The sequence below is a fragment of the Kribbella sp. NPDC004536 genome, from assembly GCF_042873835.1.
Lineage (GTDB): Bacteria > Actinomycetota > Actinomycetes > Propionibacteriales > Kribbellaceae > Kribbella.
Genome location: NZ_JBIALY010000003.1, coordinates 937298 through 957065, shown reverse-complemented (window position 1 = coordinate 957065; position 19768 = coordinate 937298). Strand labels below are relative to the sequence as shown.

Annotated in this window: 19 protein-coding genes; 10 read left to right on the top strand and 9 right to left on the bottom strand. The window is 68.9% G+C overall.

Annotated features, from left to right (window positions below; genetic code table 11):
• Window positions 1–21 precede the first annotated feature (21 nt).
• Genes ACFYRU_RS29930 through ACFYRU_RS29920 form a run of 3 tightly spaced genes read left to right on the top strand, consistent with a single transcriptional unit; the run spans window position 22 to window position 3857 of the window.
• Window positions 22–1374: an ABC transporter substrate-binding protein gene (locus tag ACFYRU_RS29930; protein ID WP_387664464.1), complete on the top strand. Its 1353-nt coding sequence runs from the start codon at window positions 22–24 to the stop codon at window positions 1372–1374.
• 30 nt (window positions 1375–1404) lie between these two features.
• Window positions 1405–3141, top strand: coding sequence for a beta-galactosidase family protein (locus tag ACFYRU_RS29925; RefSeq protein WP_387664461.1), 1737 nt, complete (start codon window positions 1405–1407; stop codon window positions 3139–3141).
• A complete protein-coding gene (locus tag ACFYRU_RS29920; protein ID WP_387664458.1) occupies window positions 3141–3857 on the top strand; it encodes a TSUP family transporter in 717 nt (238 codons plus the stop codon). Before ACFYRU_RS29925 ends, ACFYRU_RS29920 begins: the two co-directional genes overlap by 1 nt.
• Before the next feature lie 56 nt (window positions 3858–3913).
• On the opposite strand, the gene ACFYRU_RS29915 is transcribed toward ACFYRU_RS29920, so the two are convergent.
• The 4 genes from ACFYRU_RS29915 to ACFYRU_RS29900 form a co-directional block, all read right to left on the bottom strand.
• Complete coding sequence (locus ACFYRU_RS29915; protein WP_387664456.1) at window positions 3914–4090, bottom strand: hypothetical protein; 177 nt, start codon at window positions 4088–4090, stop codon at window positions 3914–3916.
• Window positions 4087–4473 carry a hypothetical protein gene (locus tag ACFYRU_RS29910; protein ID WP_387664454.1) on the bottom strand — a complete coding sequence of 129 codons (387 nt, stop codon included), beginning with the start codon at window positions 4471–4473 and terminating at the stop codon, window positions 4087–4089. Before ACFYRU_RS29910 ends, ACFYRU_RS29915 begins: the two co-directional genes overlap by 4 nt.
• Window positions 4474–5033: 560 nt before the next feature.
• The gene (locus tag ACFYRU_RS29905) at window positions 5034–5402 is read right to left on the bottom strand and encodes a hypothetical protein (RefSeq protein ID WP_387664451.1); all 369 of its coding nucleotides are present in this window, start codon (window positions 5400–5402) and stop codon (window positions 5034–5036) included.
• Between the two features lie 195 nt (window positions 5403–5597).
• A complete protein-coding gene (locus ACFYRU_RS29900) occupies window positions 5598–6974 on the bottom strand; it encodes a nucleobase:cation symporter-2 family protein (RefSeq protein ID WP_387664449.1) in 1377 nt (458 codons plus the stop codon).
• A 117-nt stretch (window positions 6975–7091) separates the two neighbouring features.
• Between ACFYRU_RS29900 and ACFYRU_RS29895 the strand changes: the two genes are divergently transcribed.
• The 5 genes from ACFYRU_RS29895 (at window position 7092) to ACFYRU_RS29875 (ending at window position 12614) form a co-directional block, all read left to right on the top strand.
• Window positions 7092–7949 carry an RNA polymerase sigma-70 factor gene (locus ACFYRU_RS29895; protein ID WP_387664447.1) on the top strand — a complete coding sequence of 286 codons (858 nt, stop codon included), beginning with the start codon at window positions 7092–7094 and terminating at the stop codon, window positions 7947–7949.
• A 43-nt stretch (window positions 7950–7992) separates the two neighbouring features.
• Complete coding sequence (locus tag ACFYRU_RS29890; protein WP_387664445.1) at window positions 7993–8340, top strand: DoxX family protein; 348 nt, start codon at window positions 7993–7995, stop codon at window positions 8338–8340.
• A 115-nt stretch (window positions 8341–8455) separates the two neighbouring features.
• Window positions 8456–9598: an ROK family protein gene (locus ACFYRU_RS29885; protein ID WP_387664443.1), complete on the top strand. Its 1143-nt coding sequence runs from the start codon at window positions 8456–8458 to the stop codon at window positions 9596–9598.
• A 117-nt stretch (window positions 9599–9715) separates the two neighbouring features.
• A complete protein-coding gene (locus ACFYRU_RS29880; protein ID WP_387664440.1) occupies window positions 9716–11506 on the top strand; it encodes a bifunctional metallophosphatase/5'-nucleotidase in 1791 nt (596 codons plus the stop codon).
• Between the two features lie 130 nt (window positions 11507–11636).
• A complete protein-coding gene (locus tag ACFYRU_RS29875; RefSeq protein ID WP_387664437.1) occupies window positions 11637–12614 on the top strand; it encodes a glycoside hydrolase family 6 protein in 978 nt (325 codons plus the stop codon).
• On the opposite strand, the gene ACFYRU_RS29870 is transcribed toward ACFYRU_RS29875, so the two are convergent.
• Entirely contained in the window at window positions 12601–13611 is a 1011-nt protein-coding gene (locus ACFYRU_RS29870; RefSeq protein ID WP_387664435.1) for a LacI family DNA-binding transcriptional regulator, read from the bottom strand. The two genes, ACFYRU_RS29875 and ACFYRU_RS29870, sit on opposite strands and share 14 nt — an antisense overlap.
• Window positions 13612–13658: 47 nt before the next feature.
• Here ACFYRU_RS29870 and ACFYRU_RS29865 point away from each other — a divergent pair, with 47 nt between their 5' ends.
• A complete protein-coding gene (locus ACFYRU_RS29865; RefSeq protein WP_387664433.1) occupies window positions 13659–14600 on the top strand; it encodes a pyridoxal-phosphate dependent enzyme in 942 nt (313 codons plus the stop codon).
• 71 nt (window positions 14601–14671) lie between these two features.
• Window positions 14672–15220, top strand: coding sequence for an OmpA family protein (locus ACFYRU_RS29860; protein ID WP_387664431.1), 549 nt, complete (start codon window positions 14672–14674; stop codon window positions 15218–15220).
• A gap of 60 nt (window positions 15221–15280) precedes the next feature.
• On the opposite strand, the gene groL is transcribed toward ACFYRU_RS29860, so the two are convergent.
• Genes groL through ACFYRU_RS29840 form a run of 4 tightly spaced genes read right to left on the bottom strand, consistent with a single transcriptional unit; the run spans window position 15281 to window position 19760 of the window.
• Window positions 15281–16975, bottom strand: a complete 1695-nt coding sequence (gene groL, locus ACFYRU_RS29855; RefSeq protein ID WP_387666048.1) for a chaperonin GroEL — start codon at window positions 16973–16975, stop codon at window positions 15281–15283.
• An 18-nt stretch (window positions 16976–16993) separates the two neighbouring features.
• Window positions 16994–18019, bottom strand: coding sequence for an NAD(P)-dependent alcohol dehydrogenase (locus ACFYRU_RS29850; RefSeq protein ID WP_387664429.1), 1026 nt, complete (start codon window positions 18017–18019; stop codon window positions 16994–16996).
• The gene (locus ACFYRU_RS29845; RefSeq protein ID WP_387664427.1) at window positions 18016–18720 is read right to left on the bottom strand and encodes an iron-sulfur cluster assembly protein; all 705 of its coding nucleotides are present in this window, start codon (window positions 18718–18720) and stop codon (window positions 18016–18018) included. The genes ACFYRU_RS29850 and ACFYRU_RS29845 overlap by 4 nt, the downstream gene beginning before the upstream one ends.
• Window positions 18717–19760 (bottom strand): amidohydrolase family protein, encoded by a 1044-nt coding sequence (locus ACFYRU_RS29840; protein ID WP_387664426.1) that lies wholly within the window; start codon window positions 19758–19760, stop codon window positions 18717–18719. The genes ACFYRU_RS29845 and ACFYRU_RS29840 overlap by 4 nt, the downstream gene beginning before the upstream one ends.
• Window positions 19761–19768 lie beyond the last annotated feature (8 nt).

The following is a 19768-nucleotide window of genomic DNA, read 5'->3' as shown; positions in this document are numbered from 1 at the left end:
GGTCAAGTGAAAGGCACCAAGATGAAGGTAAATCGGTGGGGCATCCGGCGGCTGGTGGTCGCCGGAGCCGCGCTCACGGCACTCGCCGTCGTCGCGGCCTGCGGTGGCGGATCGACCGGCTCGGGCGGGTCGAGCAGTAAGTCCACCGGGTCGGCCGACGCGGTCGACGCCGCGCTGAAGGCCGGCGGCGAGATCACGTACTGGAGCTGGACGCCGTCGGCGCAGGCGCAGGTCACCGCGTTCATGAAGCAGTACCCGAACGTCAAGGTGAACTACGTCAACGCCGGTACCGGCAACGACCAGTACACCAAGCTGCAGAACGTGATCAAGGCCGGCTCGGGCGCGCCCGACGTCGCGCAGGTCGAGTACCAGGCGCTGCCGCAATTCGCGCTGCCGGGTTCGCTGGTCGACCTGAACCAGTACGGGTTCTCGCAGTACGAGTCGTCGTACACCGCCTCGACCTGGGCGTCGGTGCACGCGGGCAACGGGCTGTACGGGCTGCCGCAGGACTCCGGGCCGATGGCGCTGTTCTACAACAAGGAGGTCTTCACGAAGTACGGCATCGCCGTGCCGAAGACCTGGGACGAGTACGTCGCCGCGGCGAAGAAGCTGCACGCCGCGAACCCGAAGGCGTACATCACCAACGACTCCGGCGACGCCGGGTTCACCACCAGCATGATCTGGCAGGCCGGCGGTACGCCGTTCAAGACCGACGGCAAGAACGTCGCGATCAACCTGCAGGACGACGGTTCGAAGAAGTGGACCGGCATGTGGAACCAGCTCGTCCAGGGCGGCCTGGTGTCGAACATCCCGGGCTGGACCGACGAGTGGTTCAAGGCGCTCGGCGACGGCACGATCGCGACGCTGCCGACCGGTGCCTGGATGCCCGGCGTGATGGAGTCCTCGGTCAAGGCGGGCGCCGGCAAGTGGGCGGTCGCGCCGATGCCGACGTACGACGGCCAGCCGGCCACCGCGGAGAACGGCGGCAGCACCGAGTCCGTGCTGAAGCAGAGCAAGAACCCGGCCCTGGCGGCGGCGTTCGTCCGGTGGCTGAACCACGACGAGGGCGTCAAGCCGTTCCTCGCCAGCGGCGGCTTCCCGGCGACGACCAAGGATCTGAAGGACCCGGCGTTCGTGGACAAGGCCAGCGCGTACTTCGGCGGCCAGAAGATCAACCAGGTCCTGACCGGCGCGGCCGACAGCGTGGTGAAGGGCTGGAGCTACCTGCCGTACGAGCTCTACGCGAACAGCATCTACGGCGACACCGTCGGCAAGTCGTACCAGACGAAGTCCGACCTGAACGCCGGCCTGAAGTCCTGGCAGGATGCCCTCGTGACGTACGGCAATCAGCAGGGCTTCCAGGTAAACGGCTGACCCGCCCGCCTCTAGAGAAACGAGAACCCCGTGCCTGACTTCACGATCGGCGCATCCGACTTCCTGCTGGATGGCCGCCCGTTCCAGATCATCTCCGGTGCACTGCACTACTTCCGGGTGCATCCGGACTGCTGGACCGACCGGATCGAGAAGGCCAGGCAGATGGGGCTCAACACCATCGAGACCTACGTCCCGTGGAACCTCCACAGCCCGCGGCCCGGTGAGTTCGACACCACCGGGATCCTCGACCTCGGCCGCTTCCTGCGTGAAGTGGCCGAGGCGGGGATGTACGCGATCGTCCGGCCCGGCCCGTACATCTGCGCCGAGCTGGACAACGGCGGGCTGCCGCCGTGGTTGCTGCGGACCGAAGGTCTCGGCGTACGGCGGTTCGAACCGCAGTACATGGCGGCGGTGACGTCGTACCTGCAGAGCGTGCTGGAGATCGTACGGCCGCTGCAGATCGACCAGGGCGGACCGGTCGTCCTCGTACAGGTCGAGAACGAGTACGGAGCCTTCGGGGACGACCAGACCTACTTGAAGACGCTGGTCGAGGTGATCCGTACCGCCGGGACGACCGTCCCACTCGTCACGGTCGACCAGCCGACCGACGAGATGCTCAGTGCGGGCGGTATCGACGGCATCCTGCGCACCGGGTCGTTCGGGTCGCGGGTCGAGGCGCGGCTGGAGACGCTGCGGAAACACCAGCCGACCGGGCCGTTGATGTGCATGGAGTTCTGGGACGGGTGGTTCGACTACTGGGGCGGGCGGCACCACACGACGTCCGCCGCCGACGCTGCCGCCGAACTGGACGCGCTGCTCGCCGCGGGCGCTTCCGTGAACATCTACATGTTCCACGGCGGGACGAACTTCGGGTTGACCAGCGGGGCGAACGACAAGGGTGTGTACCGGGCGACGGTCACGTCGTACGACTACGACGCGCCGCTGGACGAGGCCGGTCGTCCTACGGAGAAGTACTTCGCGTTCCGGGACGTGATCTCGCGGTACGCGCCGGTGCCTGATTCGGTACCGGCGGCGGTTCCTGCTGCGCCCGAGTTCAACGTTGCATTGGGCGATCCGGTGGGGTTGCTCGGGTGTCCCGGCGGTCGTTGGTCGGACCATCGGTCGATGCCGACGCTGGACGAGCTGGACGTACGGCTGGCGGTCTTCCGCACCGAGTTGCGCCACGGCGGGCCGGCGTTGCTGACGTTCGGCGAGGTCCGTGACCGGGTGCAGGTGTTCCTGGACGGCGCGCCGGTCGGCGTACTGGAGCGGGAACGGCACGAGCGGTCGCTGATGCTGCCGCACGCCCGCGGTCGGCTGGAGCTGGTCGTCGAGGACATGGGGCGGGTCAACTACGGCCCGCGGATCGGCGAGGTGAAGGGCCTGATCGGTCCTGTCCATGTCGGAGCTGCCGAGGTGACCGACTGGTCGGTGTGCGGGATCGACCTGGACCGGCTGCCTCGCCTCTGGGACGCCGCCGGCCCGACGCCGTCCGCCGTCGTTCCCGGGCCGACCGCTTGGCGCGCGACGTTCGAGGCTGACCGGTCCGACCTGTTCCTCCGGACCGATGCCTGGGGCAAGGGTTACGCCTGGGTCAACGGGTTCTGCCTCGGCCGGTACTGGCGGCGCGGGCCGCAGCAGACGTTGTACGTACCGGGACCGTTGCTGGTGGACGGCGCGAACGAACTCGTCGTACTCGAGCTGGAAACCCTGTCGCCGACTGCTTCCTTTGCCGCTGAGCCGTGGCTCGGCTACACCGACCTGTAGTGGAACTGCTCGTCCTCGGCGGCGTCGTACTGCTCGGCGCCTTCGTTCAGTGGTTGACCGGTATGGGTTTCGCGCTCGTGTCGGTCCCTGCTCTGGTGATCGTGCTCGGCCCCGCGGACGGCGTCTCGTTCGCGAACTGCGCCGCCGGCGTCGTGTGCGTACTCGGCCTGGTCCGCGGCTGGCGCTACGTACGACTGCGCGCGATGGTCCCGCTCATCCTCGCCGCCGCCTGCACCGCGCCGATGGGCGCCTGGTTCGCCCGAGCCCTACCCGGTCCCGTTCTCCTCCTGGTGATGGGCGTCCTGGTCACCGTCGCGGCTGCCGTACTCCTGATCGGCCTCAGAGTCCCCGCCCTGAAAGGCCTGACCGGCGCCCTCACCGCCGGCGCCACTGGCGGCTTCATGAACACCGCCGCCGGCCTGGGCGGCCCGCCCGTCTCCCTGTACGCCGTCAACGCCAACTGGACCATCCGCGAATTCGTCCCCAACGCCCTGTTCTACGGCGCCGTAGTCAACGTCTTCTCCCTGCTCACCCGCGGCATCCCGCCCCTCACCACACCCGAATGGCTCACAGCAACCCTGACCCTAACCATCGGCGCCACCCTAGGCGCCATCCTCTCCCCCCGAATCCCCAACCACACCGCCCGCCACCTGGTCCTCCTCCTGGCGCTGACCGGCGGCGTGACCACCGCCGTCAAAGGCCTCCTCAACCTTTAGAGGCCGCGGGTTGGGGACGATTTACTGCCCGAACCGGGGCGCGATCCTCCCCAACCTCAGAGGCCGTGGGTGATCAGCCAGTGGTCGAGGTTGCGGAGTTGTTGGTGGGTCCAGTGGCGGGTCAGGATCGGGAGGATGTCCAGCAGGAAGATGCGGGTGGTTTCGGCGGCGTACAACGCCCGGGACCGCCAGGGCAGCTCGGGCGTTGGACGGCGGTAGGTCTGCAGGCTCACGGCTGCCAGCGTTCGGTGTTGCGGGTGCGGCGGCGCTGGCGGGCGATCTCCAGGTCCTGGAGCGCGTCGGCGTAGATGTCGTCGTCGAAGCCGGCGCGGGCCAGTGCGTTGCGGGCCCGCTGGTGCGCGTTCGCGGTGGCGAGGGTCGGTACGACGTCGCGGGCGATCACGCGCGACTGGTAGTTCAGAAACGCGAGCTGCGCGCGTTGATCGTGCACCGCCTCCACCGCGACGGTCGTGACCTCGCGCGCCGCGGCGGCGAGGGCCCGTACGGTCGTCGTGATCACGGGTACCAGAGCCTTGACCGCAACCTGTCCGGCAAGGTGCCCAGGCACCTGGACCAGCACGTCGCGTCCGTCGATCTTGACCAGTTCGTTGCCCACTGTGCTCTCCCAGCTCTCGAGGCTCGAGATCAGGATCGGCGAGCGACCGGCATCCGGGCGGCGCAGCTGGAAAGGTCTGGAAAACTCGCTAGCCTGAGCTGGTGACGATGCCCGAGCCCGGTGAAGGCCCGCCGATCGCCCGGGCACGCGGCAGCCTCGGCCACGCGCTGAAGAAGTTGCGGGCGCGCCGGCGCGCTTCCGGGCACAAGGCCGAGGTGCCCGCCCTCGCCCGCGTGGCGCAGGTGTCGGAATCGAGCGTGTACGCGTATCTGAGTGGAGAGACGCTGCCGCCTCACAACGCACTGGACGGACTGCTGACCGGGCTAGGGGTGTCGCTGGCGGACCGCGGCTGGTTCCACGAACTTCACGACGACATCGAGGTGCGCTTTCCGCATCACCCGAAGTCGCGAGACACCGGGCCCCCGCGCTTCGAGATCGTGCGGCCGGACGGCTCAGTCGAGGTTGCGGAGATCGTCGAGGCCGCGGGGCTGCCCGAAGAGGAGAGGACGCTGGCCGGGCCGTACGTGATCGAGCAGCTCGCCGAGCACGTACACGTCGACCTACACCGGACCATGCACCGCGTCGACTTCCGGCGCCGCATCCGCGCCACCTCCGCCGGCGTACGGCGATTCTCGTACGCCTTCGAATGCGATCCCGAGTCCGGCCTGCGCCGGGTGCTCGTGGAGTCCCACGGCGATGCCGTCGTCTCGAAGGTGATCCAGGTCGGCCGGAGCTCGTACGTCTTCCACTTCGGGCTGCCCGAACCCCTCGACGCCGGCCGGACCGCCGACCTGAGCTTCTCCCTCGTCACTTTCGAGAACCCCACGGACCAGCCCGGCGACATCTACGGCAAACGCCAGTTCGTCGCCACCGAACGCGTGGACCTCTCCGTCGAGTTCGGCCCCCGAGGTCACCCCCGCCGAAGTCACCTGGTTCGCTGCCCCCTTCGCCCTCGGCAACTTCCCCGACGGCTTCACCTTCCCTCCGGAAAACGTCGTACCCCCCACCCCCACCGGCCACTACCAACAGACCTTCGAAACCACCAACCTCCCCGAAGGCCGGATCGTCGGCCTCCGCTGGAGCTACTAGAACCTGTCGAAGGGTTTGCGCGTGCCGGCTCTTCCTCAGGACTCCGACGGGAGGGTGTTGCCGCGTTCGTCGGGGGCGGCGGCGAAGACGGAGGGGTTGGGGTTGGTGAGGGATTGCCAGCGGTTGAAGAAGAGGTTGAGGAGTACGGCGGTTGCGGCGGCGGCGCTGATGCCGGAGTCGAGGACGACGCCTACGCCGGTGGGGAACTTGTCCCAGAAGTGGGGGCGGGCGATCGGGACGAGGCCCATCGCGACGGCGACCGCGACGACCACCAGGTTGAGGTTGTCCTTGTACTCGACGCGGGACAGCGTACGGATACCGCTCGCGGCGACCGAGCCGAACAGGACGATGCCGGCGCCGCCGAGGACCGGGGCCGGGATCGCGGCGACGACGCGGCCGAAGATCGGGACCAGGCCGAGCAGGACGAGGACGCCGCCGCCGACCGCGACGGTGAAGCGGGACTTGATGCCGGTGATCGCGACCAGGCCGACGTTCTGCGCGAACGCGCTGGCCGGGAACGCCCCGAAGACCGGCGCGACCGTACTCGACAACATGTCCGCGCGCAGGCCGTTCGCGACCCGCCGGTGGTCGACCGGGGTCTCGACGATCTGGCCGATCGCGATGATGTCGGCCATCGTCTCGGTCATGATCACGAACACCACGATCGTCATCGCGACGATCGCGCCGGCGTCGAACACGGGCGTACCGAGACCGAAGACCGGCGGGAACGAGACCACCTTGCCGTGCGGTACGGCGGAGAAGTCGGCCTTACCCCACGGCAGGGCGATCAGTGTGCCGGCGATCATCCCGATCAGGATCGACAACCGGGACACGAACCCCTGAAACACCCGGCTGATCACCAGAATCACCAGCAACGTGATGCCGGCGAGCGCGATGTTGCTCGGGTTCCCGTACCCCTTCGCGCCGACGCCGCCGAGCGCCCAGTCGAACGCGACCGGCAGCAGCGAGACCCCGATGACGGTGATGATCGACCCGGTGACGACCGGCGGGAACAGTTTCACCAGCTGGGCGAAGAACGACGACGCGATCACGCCGATCACCCCGGCGACGAGGATCGCACCGAACACCGGCCGGACGCCGCCGTGCGAGGCGATCGACACCATCGTGGACACACTGGCGAACGAGATCCCTTGCACGATAGGCAGTCTGGCGCCGAACGGTCCGAGGCCCAGCGACTGCAGCAGCGTCGCGAGCCCGCTGATGAAGATACCGGCCGTGACCAGCAGCCCGATGTCCGGCGAGGACAGCCCGGCCGCGCTTCCGACGATCAGCGGCGGCGCGATCAGGCCGCCGTACATCGTCAGAATGTGCTGGGTCCCGTACACGACCAACTGCCCGAACGGCAGCCGTTCGTCCTCGGGCCGGGCGGGCGCAGGGGTGCTCGATGCCATGCTGCCTCCAACACTTTTCCGCTCTACGGAAACAAGATTCCGAACAGCGACACAGTGGCACACGGGTTGCCCACCGTCAACGGTTTGTTGAAATGCAATGTCCTAGGGTTTCCGCTGATGACGGATCGATTCGCGGAGCATCGGGGACTGTTGTACGCCGTCGCGTACCGGCTGCTCGGCAGCGTGGCCGACGCGCAGGACGTCGTGCAGGACGCCTGGCTGCGCTGGAGTCGCGTCGACACGGAGGCGGTGCACGACGCCGAGGGTTACCTCGTACGTGTCGTCACCCGGCTCGCGATCGATCGGCTGCGGAGTGCGGTCGTACGGCGCGAGTCGTACGTCGGACCGTGGTTGCCCGAGCCGATGCTGACCACGCCCGACGCGGCCGACGGGGTCGTCCGGGCGGAGGCGGTGTCGACGGCCGTACTGCTGGTGCTCGAGGCGTTGTCGCCGACCGAACGGGCCGTCTTCGTGTTGCACGAGGCCTTTGGCTACAGCTATTCCGAGATCGCCGGCGTACTCGATCGTCAGGTGGCCGACGTACGCCAGCTCGCTCATCGGGCGCGGAAGGCGGTCGCCACGCGGCGGCAGCGGTACGACACCGACCTCGCGACCCAGCGACAGGTGACGGAGCGTTTCCTCGCCGCGTGTGAGAACGGCGACGTCGAAGCGTTGATGGCGGTGCTCGCGCCGGACGTCACGTTGATCAGCGACGGCGGCGGCCTCACCGGTGCGCCGCGCAAACCGGTCTTCGGGGCGCTGTTCGTCGCGCGGGCGTTCCTGGTCGGATCGAGCCGCCGACCGGCCGGTTCGCGGTACGCGATCGAGGAGCTCAACGGTGCGCCCGGCATCACGATCCGGTCCGCCGACGGGCCGGTCCTCGCGGTCACGTTGCACCTGGTCGGCGGCGCCGTACACACGATCCATGTGGTCAGCAATCCGGAGAAACTCGGCGGGCTGTCACATCCGGCGTAGCTGTCTCCTCCGTGGGGCGCACCCCTACCGGATCGGAGATCTTGTGTACGTCGCTTACCTGGCTGCCACGTTGCTCGCGGCCGCGCTCACCGGCAGCGCCGCGGTCGCGAACCTGATCGGCCACAGCTACCCGAAGTCCCAGGCGGACCTGATCCACGTCGACCACAAGTGGATGCTTCCGTTCGGCCTGCTCCTCGGCGCGGGCGCGCTCGGTCTGCTCGCCGGGTTCGCCGTACCGGCCCTTGGTCTACTCGCTGCCGGTGGGCTCGTCCTGTACTTCCTTGGCGCGCTCGTCGCACACTTCCGCGCGCACGCACTCAACCTCGCGCCGTGGTCGCTCTACTTCACCGCCTGCGCCGCCGCGCTCGTCACCACGGTTCTGTACCGATGAACGGGTAGTGGTGCTGGTCGCGAGATGGTTTCGCCCGGTGGCTACGCCTGGCCGACGGCTGGCAGTCCTCGCACTACCCGTTCTTCGATGCGGGTCGGTTCTATGCTGGGCGATCATGACGGCGGACGGCGGGGATCCATCGCGGCTCCGGTGGCTCAACGAGCGGGCGGTGCTGGCTGCGGTGCGGGCGGCCGGGGAGGTTCGGGTCGCGCAGATCGTCGAGGAGAGCGGGCTCGGGCGTACCGCGGTCGAAGAGGTGCTGGCCAGCCTGGTGGAACGGCGCTGGCTGGTCGAGGAGAGTCCGGCGGTCCGCGGGCGCGGACGGCCGGCGCGGAGCTACCGGTTCCGGGCCGAGGGCGGGTACGTCGCCGGGCTGGACATCGGGGCGTACTCGGTCCGCGGTGTGCTCACGGATCTCGACGGGCGGATGCTCGCGAGTGCCCGGCGATCCGTCACCCCCGAGGCACCGCGGGCCGAACGTCTCCGTGCCGCGGACGAGGTGATCGCCGTCTGCGCCGCGGAGGCGCGCGTGCCGGCCTCGAAGGTGTGGGCGGTCGGCGCCGGTACGACCGGACTTGTCGACACCACCGGCACGGTCGTCCAGGCCAACGCGATCCCCGACTGGGCAGGCACCAACCTCCCGGCCCACTTCACAGCCCGCCTGTCCGTAGCCGACAACGACAGCCAACTAGCCGCCCTAGCCGAACAACACCGAGGAGCCCCGGCGGAGGACATGGTGTTTCTTCATGCGGGGCGGCGGACTGGGCTGGCTTTGGTGTTGGGGGGGAGGTTGCGGCGGGGGGCGTTTGGGGCGGCGGCGGACATGTCGGCGTTGCGTGGGGTTGCCTGGGAGGCGGCGCTCGAGTACCTGCATGCGGTGGTGCCGGACGACGTACCGACCGTCGACAAGGCCAAGCAGGCGTTCGCCGCAGCGCGGGACGGCGACCGTTCCGCCCGCGCGGCCGTACGCAAGTACGCGCACGCGATGGCTGTCGCGGCGGCGACCGCGATCGCGATCGTCGACCCGCGCCTCCTCGTCCTCGGCGGCGCGTTCTCCCAAGCTGCGGACGTACTCCTCGAACCGCTCCAGGCCGAACTCGAGAAGCTCTGCCCCCGCGTCCCCGAACTCCGCGCCTCCAACCTCGGCGCGCTCTGTGTCGCGCTCGGTGCCGCGAGCCTCGCGCTCGACGCACTGAACGACCGGCTGCTCTCCCCCGCCCGCGGACCCCTCCCGCAGTTGGCCGTTCGCAGCATCTGAGTTCGGCCTTTGTTCAGCAGGCCGTTGACGCCCATCCGATCCACAGGCTTAATAATGTCGGAAAGAGGCAATAATGCGCACGAACGCGCAACCCCCTGCCCAGGAAGTAGGTTCGTTGTGAACAGTCGGATCCGCCGCCGGACGTTCCTCACCGCCACCGGAGCCCTCGCCACCGCCACGGCGGTCGGCGACGTCGCCTACGCCACCCCGCACGCACTCGACGACGCTTCCGGGTACGTCGACGTACAACTGCTGAACATCACCGACCTGCACGGATACCTGCAGCCGACGACGCCCAGCCAGGGCAGCGTGATCACCGGCGCCGGCGGCGTCCAGGTCACCGTCGGCGGTGTGGGATACATGGCGACGCACCTCAAGCAACTCCGCGAGGGCCGCAAGAACTCGATCTTCTTCTCGTCCGGCGACAACTTCTCCGGCTGGCCGTTCGAGGTCGACGCGCACGCCAACGAGCCGACCGTCGAGGCGCTGAACGCGCTCGGCCTGCAGTTCAGCACGGTCGGGAACCACGAGCTCGACCACTCGGTGAGCTTCCTGGTCGACCACATGGAGCACGGCGTCCCGTACCCGGTGAACGGCCGCGACGACAACTTCGTCGACTCCACCGGCCACAAGTTCCGCGGCGCGAACTTCCGCTTCTACACGGCCAACATCGTGCACGCGGACACCGGCCGGACGATCGTCCCGCCGTACAACATCGAATGGGTGGACGCAGGGCACGGCCGCAAGCTGCCGATCGCGTTCATCCACCTGACGGTGATGGACACCCCGACCGGATCCACTTCGTACCAGCCCGGGCTGAAGTCGCTGTCCGACGTGGCCCAGGCGAACAAGCTCGCCGCCCAACTGAAGGCGCGCGGCGTGAACGCGATCGTGATCAACATCCACGACGGCGGCGTCGCCGGCAACGACTACAACGCCGGTACGAACCCGTCCGGCCCGGTGTTCCAGCTGGCCGCGAACGCGTCGCCGGACATCGCCGCGATCGTCACCGGGCACTGGCACTGCCGGTTCAACATGATGGTCCCGGACCCGAACGGCGTACCGCGGCCGGTCGTCGAGGCCGGCAACCACGGCTCGCTGATCAACGAGATCAACCTGAAGCTGGACCCGCGCACCGGTGCGGTGATCCGCGAGCTGACCACGTCGACGAACCACGCGAACACCCGCGACGTACCGGTGGACGAGGAACTGCAGTACATCGCGGACTACTGGACCGCGAAGGGCAAGCAGCGGTACGCGACGCCGCTGGCCAAGGTCACCGGCGACTTCACCCGGACCGCGAACGCGTCCGGCGAGAGCACCATGGGCAACCTCGCCGCGGACTTCGCGTACTGGGACGCCAACCAGCACGGCCGGGCCGACCTCGCGCTGATCTCGACCAAGCCGGTGTCCGGGTCGAACGCACTCACCGGCGACCTGTTGTTTGCCAAGGGCACCAATGCGGCCGATGCGGACGGGACCGTGCTGTTCGGCGAGGCGTGGGGCGCGTTCGGGTACGGCAACCCGATCCTGACCGTGACGCTGCCGGGCACGCAACTGCATGCCGCGTTCGAGGCGCAGTGGGTGCCGCAGGCGAACGGGACGGTGAAGTTCGCGCCGTTCGCGGTGTCGCAGAACGTCAGCTACACGTACGACCTGAGCAAGCCGATCGGTCAGCGGGTCGACCCGGCGAAGGTCCTGATCGACGGCAAGCCGCTCGACCTGAACCGGAGCTACCGGGTCGCCGCGCTCGCGTACACGCTGATCGGCGGCGACGGGACGACCGTGTTCGCCGGCTTCACCGACCCGGTCCGCAACGACCGCGACCACGAGGGCTTCATCGCGTACCTGCGGGCACACCCCGTGCTCACCCCGGCCACGCTCAACCGGGCCAAGCCGGCGAGCTGACTGGAAGCGCTCCCACGGCAGAGTCGCGAGGCGGGCGCTTGACGAGAGCGTGATCGATCGGCCACGATCGGTCAGGAAACTGGAAGCGCTCCCGGAGTGTCCGCCCCCGACTCGAAGCAGGAGCAAGCGCATGAAATGGATCGTCCGAAGCCTGGTCGCGACCGGGCTCGCCGTCGCCGCCGTCGTCCCCGCGTACCAGGGCGCCGGCGCCGCCCAGAGCAGCCACGAAACCACCCGGAACCCGCTCCGGCTGACCAGCGGTTTCTACGTCGACCCGAACTCGAACCCGGCCACCTGGGTCCGCAACAACCCGAACGACGGCCGGAAGACCGCGATCCAGAACTCGATCGCGTCCAAGCCGATGGCCCGCTGGTTCGGCAACTGGAGCAATCCGATCGGTACGGCGGTCGGCGACTTCACCCGTGCCGCCGCCGCGGCGGACAAACTGCCGGTACTGGTCGCCTACAACATCCCCGGCCGGGACGCGTGCGGCGGCCACTCCGGCGGCGGCGCGGGGACGCCCGAGGCGTACCGGGCCTGGGTCCATGACTTCGCCGTTGCCATTGGCAACCGTCCGGCGATCGTGGTGATCGAGCCCGACGCGCTCGGCGACTTCAACTGCATGAACGCGGACCAGATCGCCGAGCGGAACGGCATGCTGAGCTACGCCGTCCAGCAGTTCAAGAGCAATGCCCCGAACGCGTGGGCGTACCTCGACGGCGGGAACGCCGGGTGGGTCGCGGCCGACGTGATGGCCCAGCGGCTGCAGGGCGCGGGCCTGGCGAACGCGCACGGCTTCGCGCTGAACGTGTCGAACTACTACACCACCGCGCAGTCCGTCGACTACGGCAACGCGGTGAACAGTCACCTGGCGGCGAAGAAGCCGTTCGTCGTCGACACCAGCCGCAACGGCAACGGGACCGGCAACGACTGGTGCAACCCGCCGGGGCGCAAGCTCGGCGTGCCGTCGCAGACCGGCGGCGGTGCGGAGATGCTGCTGTGGATCAAGGTCCCCGGCGACTCCGACGGTGATTGCGGGATCGGCGCGGGCATCCCGGCCGGCACGTTCAGCCCGGATCTGGCCGTACACCTGATCAACGGGAACTAGCTCGGGTCACCAGCCGGGTCGGGAGGATCAGCGGCGAGGGGTCCTCGCCGCTGAGTACGGCGTGCAGCACGCGTGCCATCTCCCGGCCCAGCGACCGGATCGGCTGGCTGACCGTGGTCAGCGGCGGAGTCGTGTGCCGCGCCATCGGGATGTCGTTGAAGCCGACGACCGCGACGTCGGACGGTACGGACCGCCCGGCGGCAGCCAGGGCGCGGAGTGCGCCGATCGCCATCTGGTCGGAGGCGACGAAGACCGCGTCCAGCTCCGGGTGCTCGGCCAGCAGCGACTGCATCGCGAGCTCGCCGCCGGCCTCGGAGAAGTCGCCGTGCACGACCCGCCGCGCATCCTGACCGGCGACGGCGAGCGCCTCCTGGAAACCCTTGTAGCGTGCGGTTCCGGCCGCCTCGTCCATCCGGCCGGTGATCGTCGCGATCCGGGTCCGGCCGGTCTCGACCAGGTGCTCGGTCGCGAACCGGGCGCCGCCGCGGTTGTCGGCGTCGACGTAGTACCGCGGCTCGAAGTTCAGCGGCCGGCCGCCGAAGACCACCGGCAGCTCGGCGTCCTCGGCGAGCCGGGCGATCGGGTCGTCGCCGTGCATCGACATCAGCATCATGCCGGCCGTGGTCCGGCTCCGGAGCAGCTTCTCCAGCCGCTGCTGCCCGCGCGCCGACGTCGCGGTCACGAGCATCAGCTCGAGCTCGGTCTCCTCCAGCACCGACAGGATGCCGACGACAACCTCCGCGACGAACTGGTCCGCGTACACCGCCGGGTCCTCCGCGGAGATCGCGAGTACGACCGAACCGGACTGCCGCGACGCCAGCGCCCGGGCCGTTGCGTTCGGCACGTATCCGAGCTCGTCGACGGCCCGCTGGACGGCGGCCCGCTTCGCCTTGCTGACATGCGGCGCGTCGTTGATCACCCGGGACGCGGCCGAACGGGAAACCCCGGCACGCGCCGCGACCTCGTCCAGCGTCACCTGCCGACTCCGCGCATCCACCCGCCGATCATCACACGAAATCACCTGCCACGTACGGTTGGTTCCTCATGAACAGCATCGACTTTCACCGCAGCATGCCCGGGTACGCACCGACCCCGTTGATCGAGGCCGGGGGCTTTCGGGTGAAGGACGAGTCGAACCGGTTCGGGCTGCCGGCGTTCAAGGTTCTCGGCGCCTCGTGGGCCGTGAACCAGGCGCTCGGCCCGGCGCGGACGTTCGCCGAACTGGCCACCGGTGTCGCAGCGGTCACGCTGGTGACCGCGACGGACGGCAACCACGGGCGGGCGCTCGCCTACCTCGCAAACAAACTCGGGGTCGCCGCACGGATCTACGTACCCGCTGGTCTGCCGGCCTCGACGCTGCAGGCGATCCGGGACGAGGGCGCGACCGTCATCGACACCGGCCGTCCGTACGACGACACCGTACAGCTGGCCGCCCGAAGCATCGACGGCGACGACGTACTCATCCAGGACACCGCGTGGCCGGGGTACGAGGAGGTGCCGCGCTGGATCGTGGCCGGCTACGACACGCTCTTCAGCGAGATCGACGAGCAGCTCCCCGGCGTACCAGAGCTGGTGGTGGTACCAACGGGTGTCGGCTCACTGCTCCAGGCCGCGCTCGAGCACTACCGCGGCCGGGCGAAGGTCCTCGCCGTCGAACCGACCACCGCCGCCTGTGTCGGCGCATCGCTGAAGGCCGGAGAGCCCGTATCCGTTGACACTTCGGCACCGACGATCATGGCCGGGCTGAACTGCGGCACCGTCTCCTCCATCGCCTGGCCGATCATCCGCGACCACCTCGACGCCGCAGTCGCGGTCACCGACGAGCAGGCCCGCGCCGCGATGGAGTTCCTGCACGCCCACGGCGTCCCGGCCGGCCCGTGCGGTGCGGCCGCCCTCGCCGGCGCCCGACTCGCCACGATTCCGGCGAGCTCCGTCGTACTGATCAGCACCGAAGGCGACCCGACACGTTCTTGCTACCCCCAGTGAGTGTCGCTTCGGTGCGTGGCTGCCACCGGCCGGGCAGACCTTCTAGCGTCGAGGGCGGAGAGGGGTGTGCGATGGCGTATGGGGTGGGGTACGAGCTGGAGTACGAGACGCCGGTGCGGTTGCGGATCCGGATCGTGCGGCGGCGGGCCGGGGACGAGGTGCGGGAGTCCGAAGGGGAGTTCTTCGATCCGGTGCCACCGCCGGCCGGGGCCCGGTTGCTGACCCGGTTCGACTTCGGCAGCTGGGCTCTCACCAGGGTGCACCGGCAGCAGATCGTGCAGCTCGCCACCGATCTGCTGCGCGGCGGACCGATGCGCGGCGTCGACTGCCTGACCGTGAACGTCACCGGGCACGAGGACGAGATCGGTGATCCGGCCCGCTTCGGCGCCACCGGGATGCAACGCGCGACGGCGGTCGCCAAGGCGCTGGCCGACGAGATGAACCGCCAGGTCGCGCGCCTTCCCGCCGGGTCCCGGCCCGCCGGCCGCTACACGGTCAACATCCAGACGCTCGGCCCGACCCGTCCGATGCGGTCGAACCTCACCGCCGACGGACGGGCCCTGAACCGCCGCGTCGAAGTCACCTTCGGCGATCCGGTCGTCTGTCCCGACCTCACCTGACAGCACACCCCCGAGGTGACTGGGAACAAGCTATTGCCTGTTCCCAGACACCAGGCGCTGTTATCCGACCGAGGGACCCAGCCCCAGGGACTGTGGAGTGCTGGAGTCCGGGGACGGCTGGTGGAGTCCTTCGTCCAGGGCGCCGTACTCCGTCATCAGCGCGGGGCTGCCGCCCCACGGAGTCTGTTCCTCGGCGATCAGGGTGTTGGTCGTGAGCAGCAGCCCGGCCACAGAGGCGCCGTTCTGCAGCGCCGACCGGGCCACCCGGAGTGGATCGATGATGCCCATGGCAAGCATGTTGCCGTAGCGGCCTTCGAGCGCGTCGAAACCGTCGTCCGTGCCCATCGCCGTCGTCCGTTCGAGCACCTCAGCGCCGTTGTACCCGGCGTTCGTGGCGATCAGGTACGCCGGTTCGCGCAACGCGCGGCGGACGATCTCCACGCCGATCCGGTAGTCGCCCTGCACGTCGAGGTCGTCCAGCGCCGGCGACGCGTGCAGCAACGCCATGCCGCCGCCGGCGACGATCCCCTCGGCCATCGCGGCCCGGGTTGCCGACAGGGCGTCCTCGACACGATGCTGCAGCTCCTTCAGCTCGACCGGTGTCGGCGCGCCGACCCGGATGATCGCGACCTTGCCCGACAACGCGCCGATCCGCTCGGTCAGTACGTCCTCGTCGACGCCGAACGTGGCCCGCTCCAGCTCGGCCCGCAGCTGCGCGACCCGGAACGTCACGTCCTGCTCGTGTCCCGAGCTCGCGACGATCGCCGTCCGGTCCGCGGTGACCCGCACTTGGTCCGCCCGGCCGAGCTGGTCGATCGTCATCGTCTCGAGGCTGAACCCCGAGTGCCGGCTGTACACCGCGCCGCCGGTGATCGCGGCGATGTCCTCCAGCTTGTGCAACCGCCGGTCGCCGAACCCCGGCGCCTTCACCGCGACGCACTGGAACAGCCCGTTGACGTGGTTGTGCACGAGCATGCTGAGCGCCGTACCTTCGAGGCTCTCCGCGATGATCACCAGCGGCCGTGGCTCGCGCATGATCTTGTCGAGCAGCGGCATCACCTCCTGCACCTTGGTGATCTTCTCGCTGCACAACAGGATGTACGGGTTGTCGAGGACGGCCTGCAGACTGCCGGGATCGGTCACCATGTACGGCGACAGGTAGCCGTTGTCGAACTCGAACCCCTCGACGAAGTCGACGCTCATCCCGTGCGCCGCCGACTCCTCGACGGTCACGATGCCGCCGTCGCCGACCCGGTGCAGGGCGCGCGCGATGACCGCACCGACCACGTCGTCGTCGTTGGCCGAGATCGCCGCGACCCGGGCGTAGTCGTGCTCGGTCTGGACCGGGTGCGCGACCTCGCGCAGCCGCTGCACCAACCGCGCGACGGCCAGGTCGATCCCCCGTTTCACCAGCACGGGGTTGCCGCCGGAGCCGATCGCGGCCATCCCTTCGCGGATGATCGCCTGCGCGATCACGGTCGCGGTGGTGGTGCCGTCGCCGACGATGTCGTTGGTCTTGATCGCGGCTTCCTTGACCAGTTGCGCGCCCATGTTCTCGAACTGGTTCTTGAGGTGGACCTCGCGGGCGATCGTCACGCCGTCGTTGGTGACCACCGGCGAACCGGTGATCTTCTCCAGGATCACGTTGCGCCCCTTCGGGCCCAGCGTCGACTTCACCGCGTCCGCCAACTGGTCGACCCCGGCCAGCAGGAGTTCGCGAGCGTTCTCTCCGAACCGCAGTTCCTTCGCCATGATTGCCCTCCGGATCGTGACTTACGGAACGAGGATCGCGCGGCCGCGGATGCGGCCGGCGTCGAGGTCGGCGACCGCTTCGGCGGCCGCGTCCAGTGGGTAGGTCCGGGTGTGCAGGGTGACCTTGCCGGCCTGCGCGAGGGCCATCAGCTCGGCGAGTTCGTTGAACGTACCAACGATGTTGCCGACGATGTTCCGCTCGGTCGAGATGATGTCCAGGGTCGGGATCCGCACCTGCCCGCCGTACCCGATGACGAAGTACGACCCGGCCCGCCCCGTCATCGCGAAGCCGTCCTGCTCCGCGCCCTGCTCGGCGACGAAGTCGAGTACGACGTGCGCGCCCGCACCACCGGTCAGCTCGAGGACCTGCTCCACGTGCTTGCCATCAGCAACAACCGTCTGGTCGGCGCCGAGCTGCTCGGCCAGCTTCAACGCGTCCGGGTTGCGGTCGACGACGATGATCCGCGCCGCGGTCAGTGCGGCCAGGCACTGGACGCCGATGTGCCCGAGGCCGCCCGCGCCGATCACCACCGCCGTCGTACCGGGTGGCAGCAACGGCAGCGCCTTCCGGACCGCGTGGTACGCCGTGATGCCCGCGTCGGCGAGGGCGGCGACGTCCTGCGGCCGGGTACTCGGGTCCAGCTTGACGCACGCGCGGGCGGAGGTGAGGAGGTACTCCGCCATCCCGCCGTCGCTGTCGAGTCCCGGGAACGTGCTGTTCTCGCAGTGCATGTCGTCGCCCGCGCGACAGGCGCGGCACAGCCCGCAGGTCGGTGTCGGGTGCAGGATCACCGTGTCGCCGACCCGCACGTTGGTGACGGCGGAGCCGATCTCGTGCACCCAGCCGGCGTTCTCGTGGCCGATCGTGTAGGGCAAGGTGGGATGCATCGCGGCGTCCCACTGCCCCTCGATGATGTGCAGGTCGGTACGGCACACGCCGGCGCCGCCGATCTTGACGACGACGTCCAGCGGGCCTTTGACGACCGGTTCCGGTACGTCGTCGATGACTGGTTGCCGGTGGTACCCGTGCAGTCGTACTGCCTTCATCCCAGCTCCTCCTCGCCCGCACCGGTCGCGGCGTACCGGTGCCTCAGCATTCCCCTGCAGATCCCGGTGTTCGCCTCGATCCCGGTCCGGGTCAACCGAGCCAGGCCGAGGTGCCGCGCCGCGTCCGCCGGGCCGATCGCCGCACCGGTCGCGACGTCGACGAGCAGCGGCGCGTCCGGACCGGTCGGCAACCCGAGCTCGGCCCGCCGCCGCAGCAGCCGGTCCAGCGCCGGCGACGCCGGTACGTCCCCGACCCGGCACCCGACCGGCTCGATGCCCGCAGCAACCAGTTCGCGACAGACGACATCAGTTCCTGCCAGTACTGACTTTCGGACGAACGTACGGCGCAGTTCGTCCAACTCGTCCGCTGCCTCCCCGGCGAAGGTGTCCACGAAACCGGCTCGCGCTGATATCCCTGCATTGATCTGAGCAGCCGCGAAGTGGTCTTCCAGGGCGACGTCAGCTGTGCGCACCCACGGTAGGGCGGTGATCGCGTCGTAGGCGTCTGCGACCATCAGGAAGGCGAAGTTGGGGGCGCAGAAGTACGTCGGCAGGCGGAGGCGGACGACCACGTCGCCGGCGGCCGACACGACGCAGGTGGACACGAAGCCCAGCGTCGTGATCGGCTCGTCCAGCTCCGGGTCCCGGACGGCGCCCAAAGCGTCCAGGACCCGGTCCCGCTCAGTGATCACTGCCGTCATGAGGCGACCAGCTTCGAGTCGTCCTGCGCGGCCGGCGTCGCCTCCTTCAGTTGCAGTTCACCCGGTACCTTCAGGTCGTACAGCTTGGCGGCGTTCAGCCCGAGGATCTTCTTCTTCCCCTCGACGCCGAGCCGCGGGTAGTCCGCGAACTCCTCGCTGTCCGGGAACTCCCAGTCCACGAAGCCCTCGACCTGCCACTTCGGTTCCCAGATCCCGTAGTCGCTGCCGAACGTCATCTTGTCCTCGCCGACCCAGAACAGCAGCTCGCCCATCACCTTCGCGAAGAACCGCGGCCGGGCGTGCATCAGGCCGCCGATGACGACCGACAGGCCGGCGTACACGTTCGGCTCCTGGGTGGCCATGAAGCAGAAGTCCTCGATCCGCGGCAGGCCGACGTGCTCGACGATGAAGTTCAGGTCCGGGAAGTCGGTCGCCGCGTGATCGATGTCGGAGACGTCGAACGCGTCCTTGTCCAGCGGCCAGATCGTCGGGCCCTTGTGGACGTGGATGTTCTTGATCCCGAGCTCCTGCGCCTTCGCCAGGTAGGTGTAGGCCGCCGGGTCGGTCAGCTTGTACCCGCGGGACCCGGCGTTCCACTCGGCGGTGTAGAGCTTGACGCCCTTCGAGCCGTACCGGTCGACGTTCGCGGCCAGTTCCTCGAGGCCGGCGTCGCCGTCGCGTGGGTCGAAGCGGGTGTTCAGTACGAACATCCCGGGATGCTTCTCACCGAGGTTCGCGTTCTGCTCGGTGGTGTTGAAGCCTTCCTTGTACCACTCCTTCAGGTAGGTCGGCTGGAAGATCGCGACGTCCACGTACCCGTCCTCGAAGACGTCCTTCATCAGGTCGTCCTCGGTGTAGCGCATGAACTTCTCGATCGGCCAGTGCGTCTCCTTGGGCGCCAGGCTCATGTACGCGTGGAAGCACTCGATCCAGCCCTTCGCGTACTGCTCCGCGCCCGGCACCCAGTTGTCCGGTGCCGCATTCCAGAAGTGCATGTGGCTGTCGACCACGAAGTACTTCTCACCGTTCTTCTCGTACACGAAAAGAC

Bases quoted from the DNA above. Each gene is read 5' to 3' on its own strand.
- ACFYRU_RS29930 (WP_387664464.1), top strand. From the start codon at position 22: ATGAAGGTAAATCGGTGGGGCATCCGGCGGCTGGTGGTCGCCGGAGCC.
- ACFYRU_RS29900 (WP_387664449.1), bottom strand. From the start codon at position 6,974: ATGGCATCGAGCACCCCTGCGCCCGCCCGGCCCGAGGACGAACGGCTG.
- ACFYRU_RS29895 (WP_387664447.1), top strand. From the start codon at position 7,092: ATGACGGATCGATTCGCGGAGCATCGGGGACTGTTGTACGCCGTCGCG.
- ACFYRU_RS29885 (WP_387664443.1), top strand. From the start codon at position 8,456: ATGACGGCGGACGGCGGGGATCCATCGCGGCTCCGGTGGCTCAACGAG.
- ACFYRU_RS29875 (WP_387664437.1), top strand. From the start codon at position 11,637: ATGAAATGGATCGTCCGAAGCCTGGTCGCGACCGGGCTCGCCGTCGCC.
- ACFYRU_RS29865 (WP_387664433.1), top strand. From the start codon at position 13,659: ATGAACAGCATCGACTTTCACCGCAGCATGCCCGGGTACGCACCGACC.
- ACFYRU_RS29860 (WP_387664431.1), top strand. From the start codon at position 14,672: ATGGCGTATGGGGTGGGGTACGAGCTGGAGTACGAGACGCCGGTGCGG.
- ACFYRU_RS29850 (WP_387664429.1), bottom strand. From the start codon at position 18,019: ATGAAGGCAGTACGACTGCACGGGTACCACCGGCAACCAGTCATCGAC.
- ACFYRU_RS29845 (WP_387664427.1), bottom strand. From the start codon at position 18,720: ATGACGGCAGTGATCACTGAGCGGGACCGGGTCCTGGACGCTTTGGGC.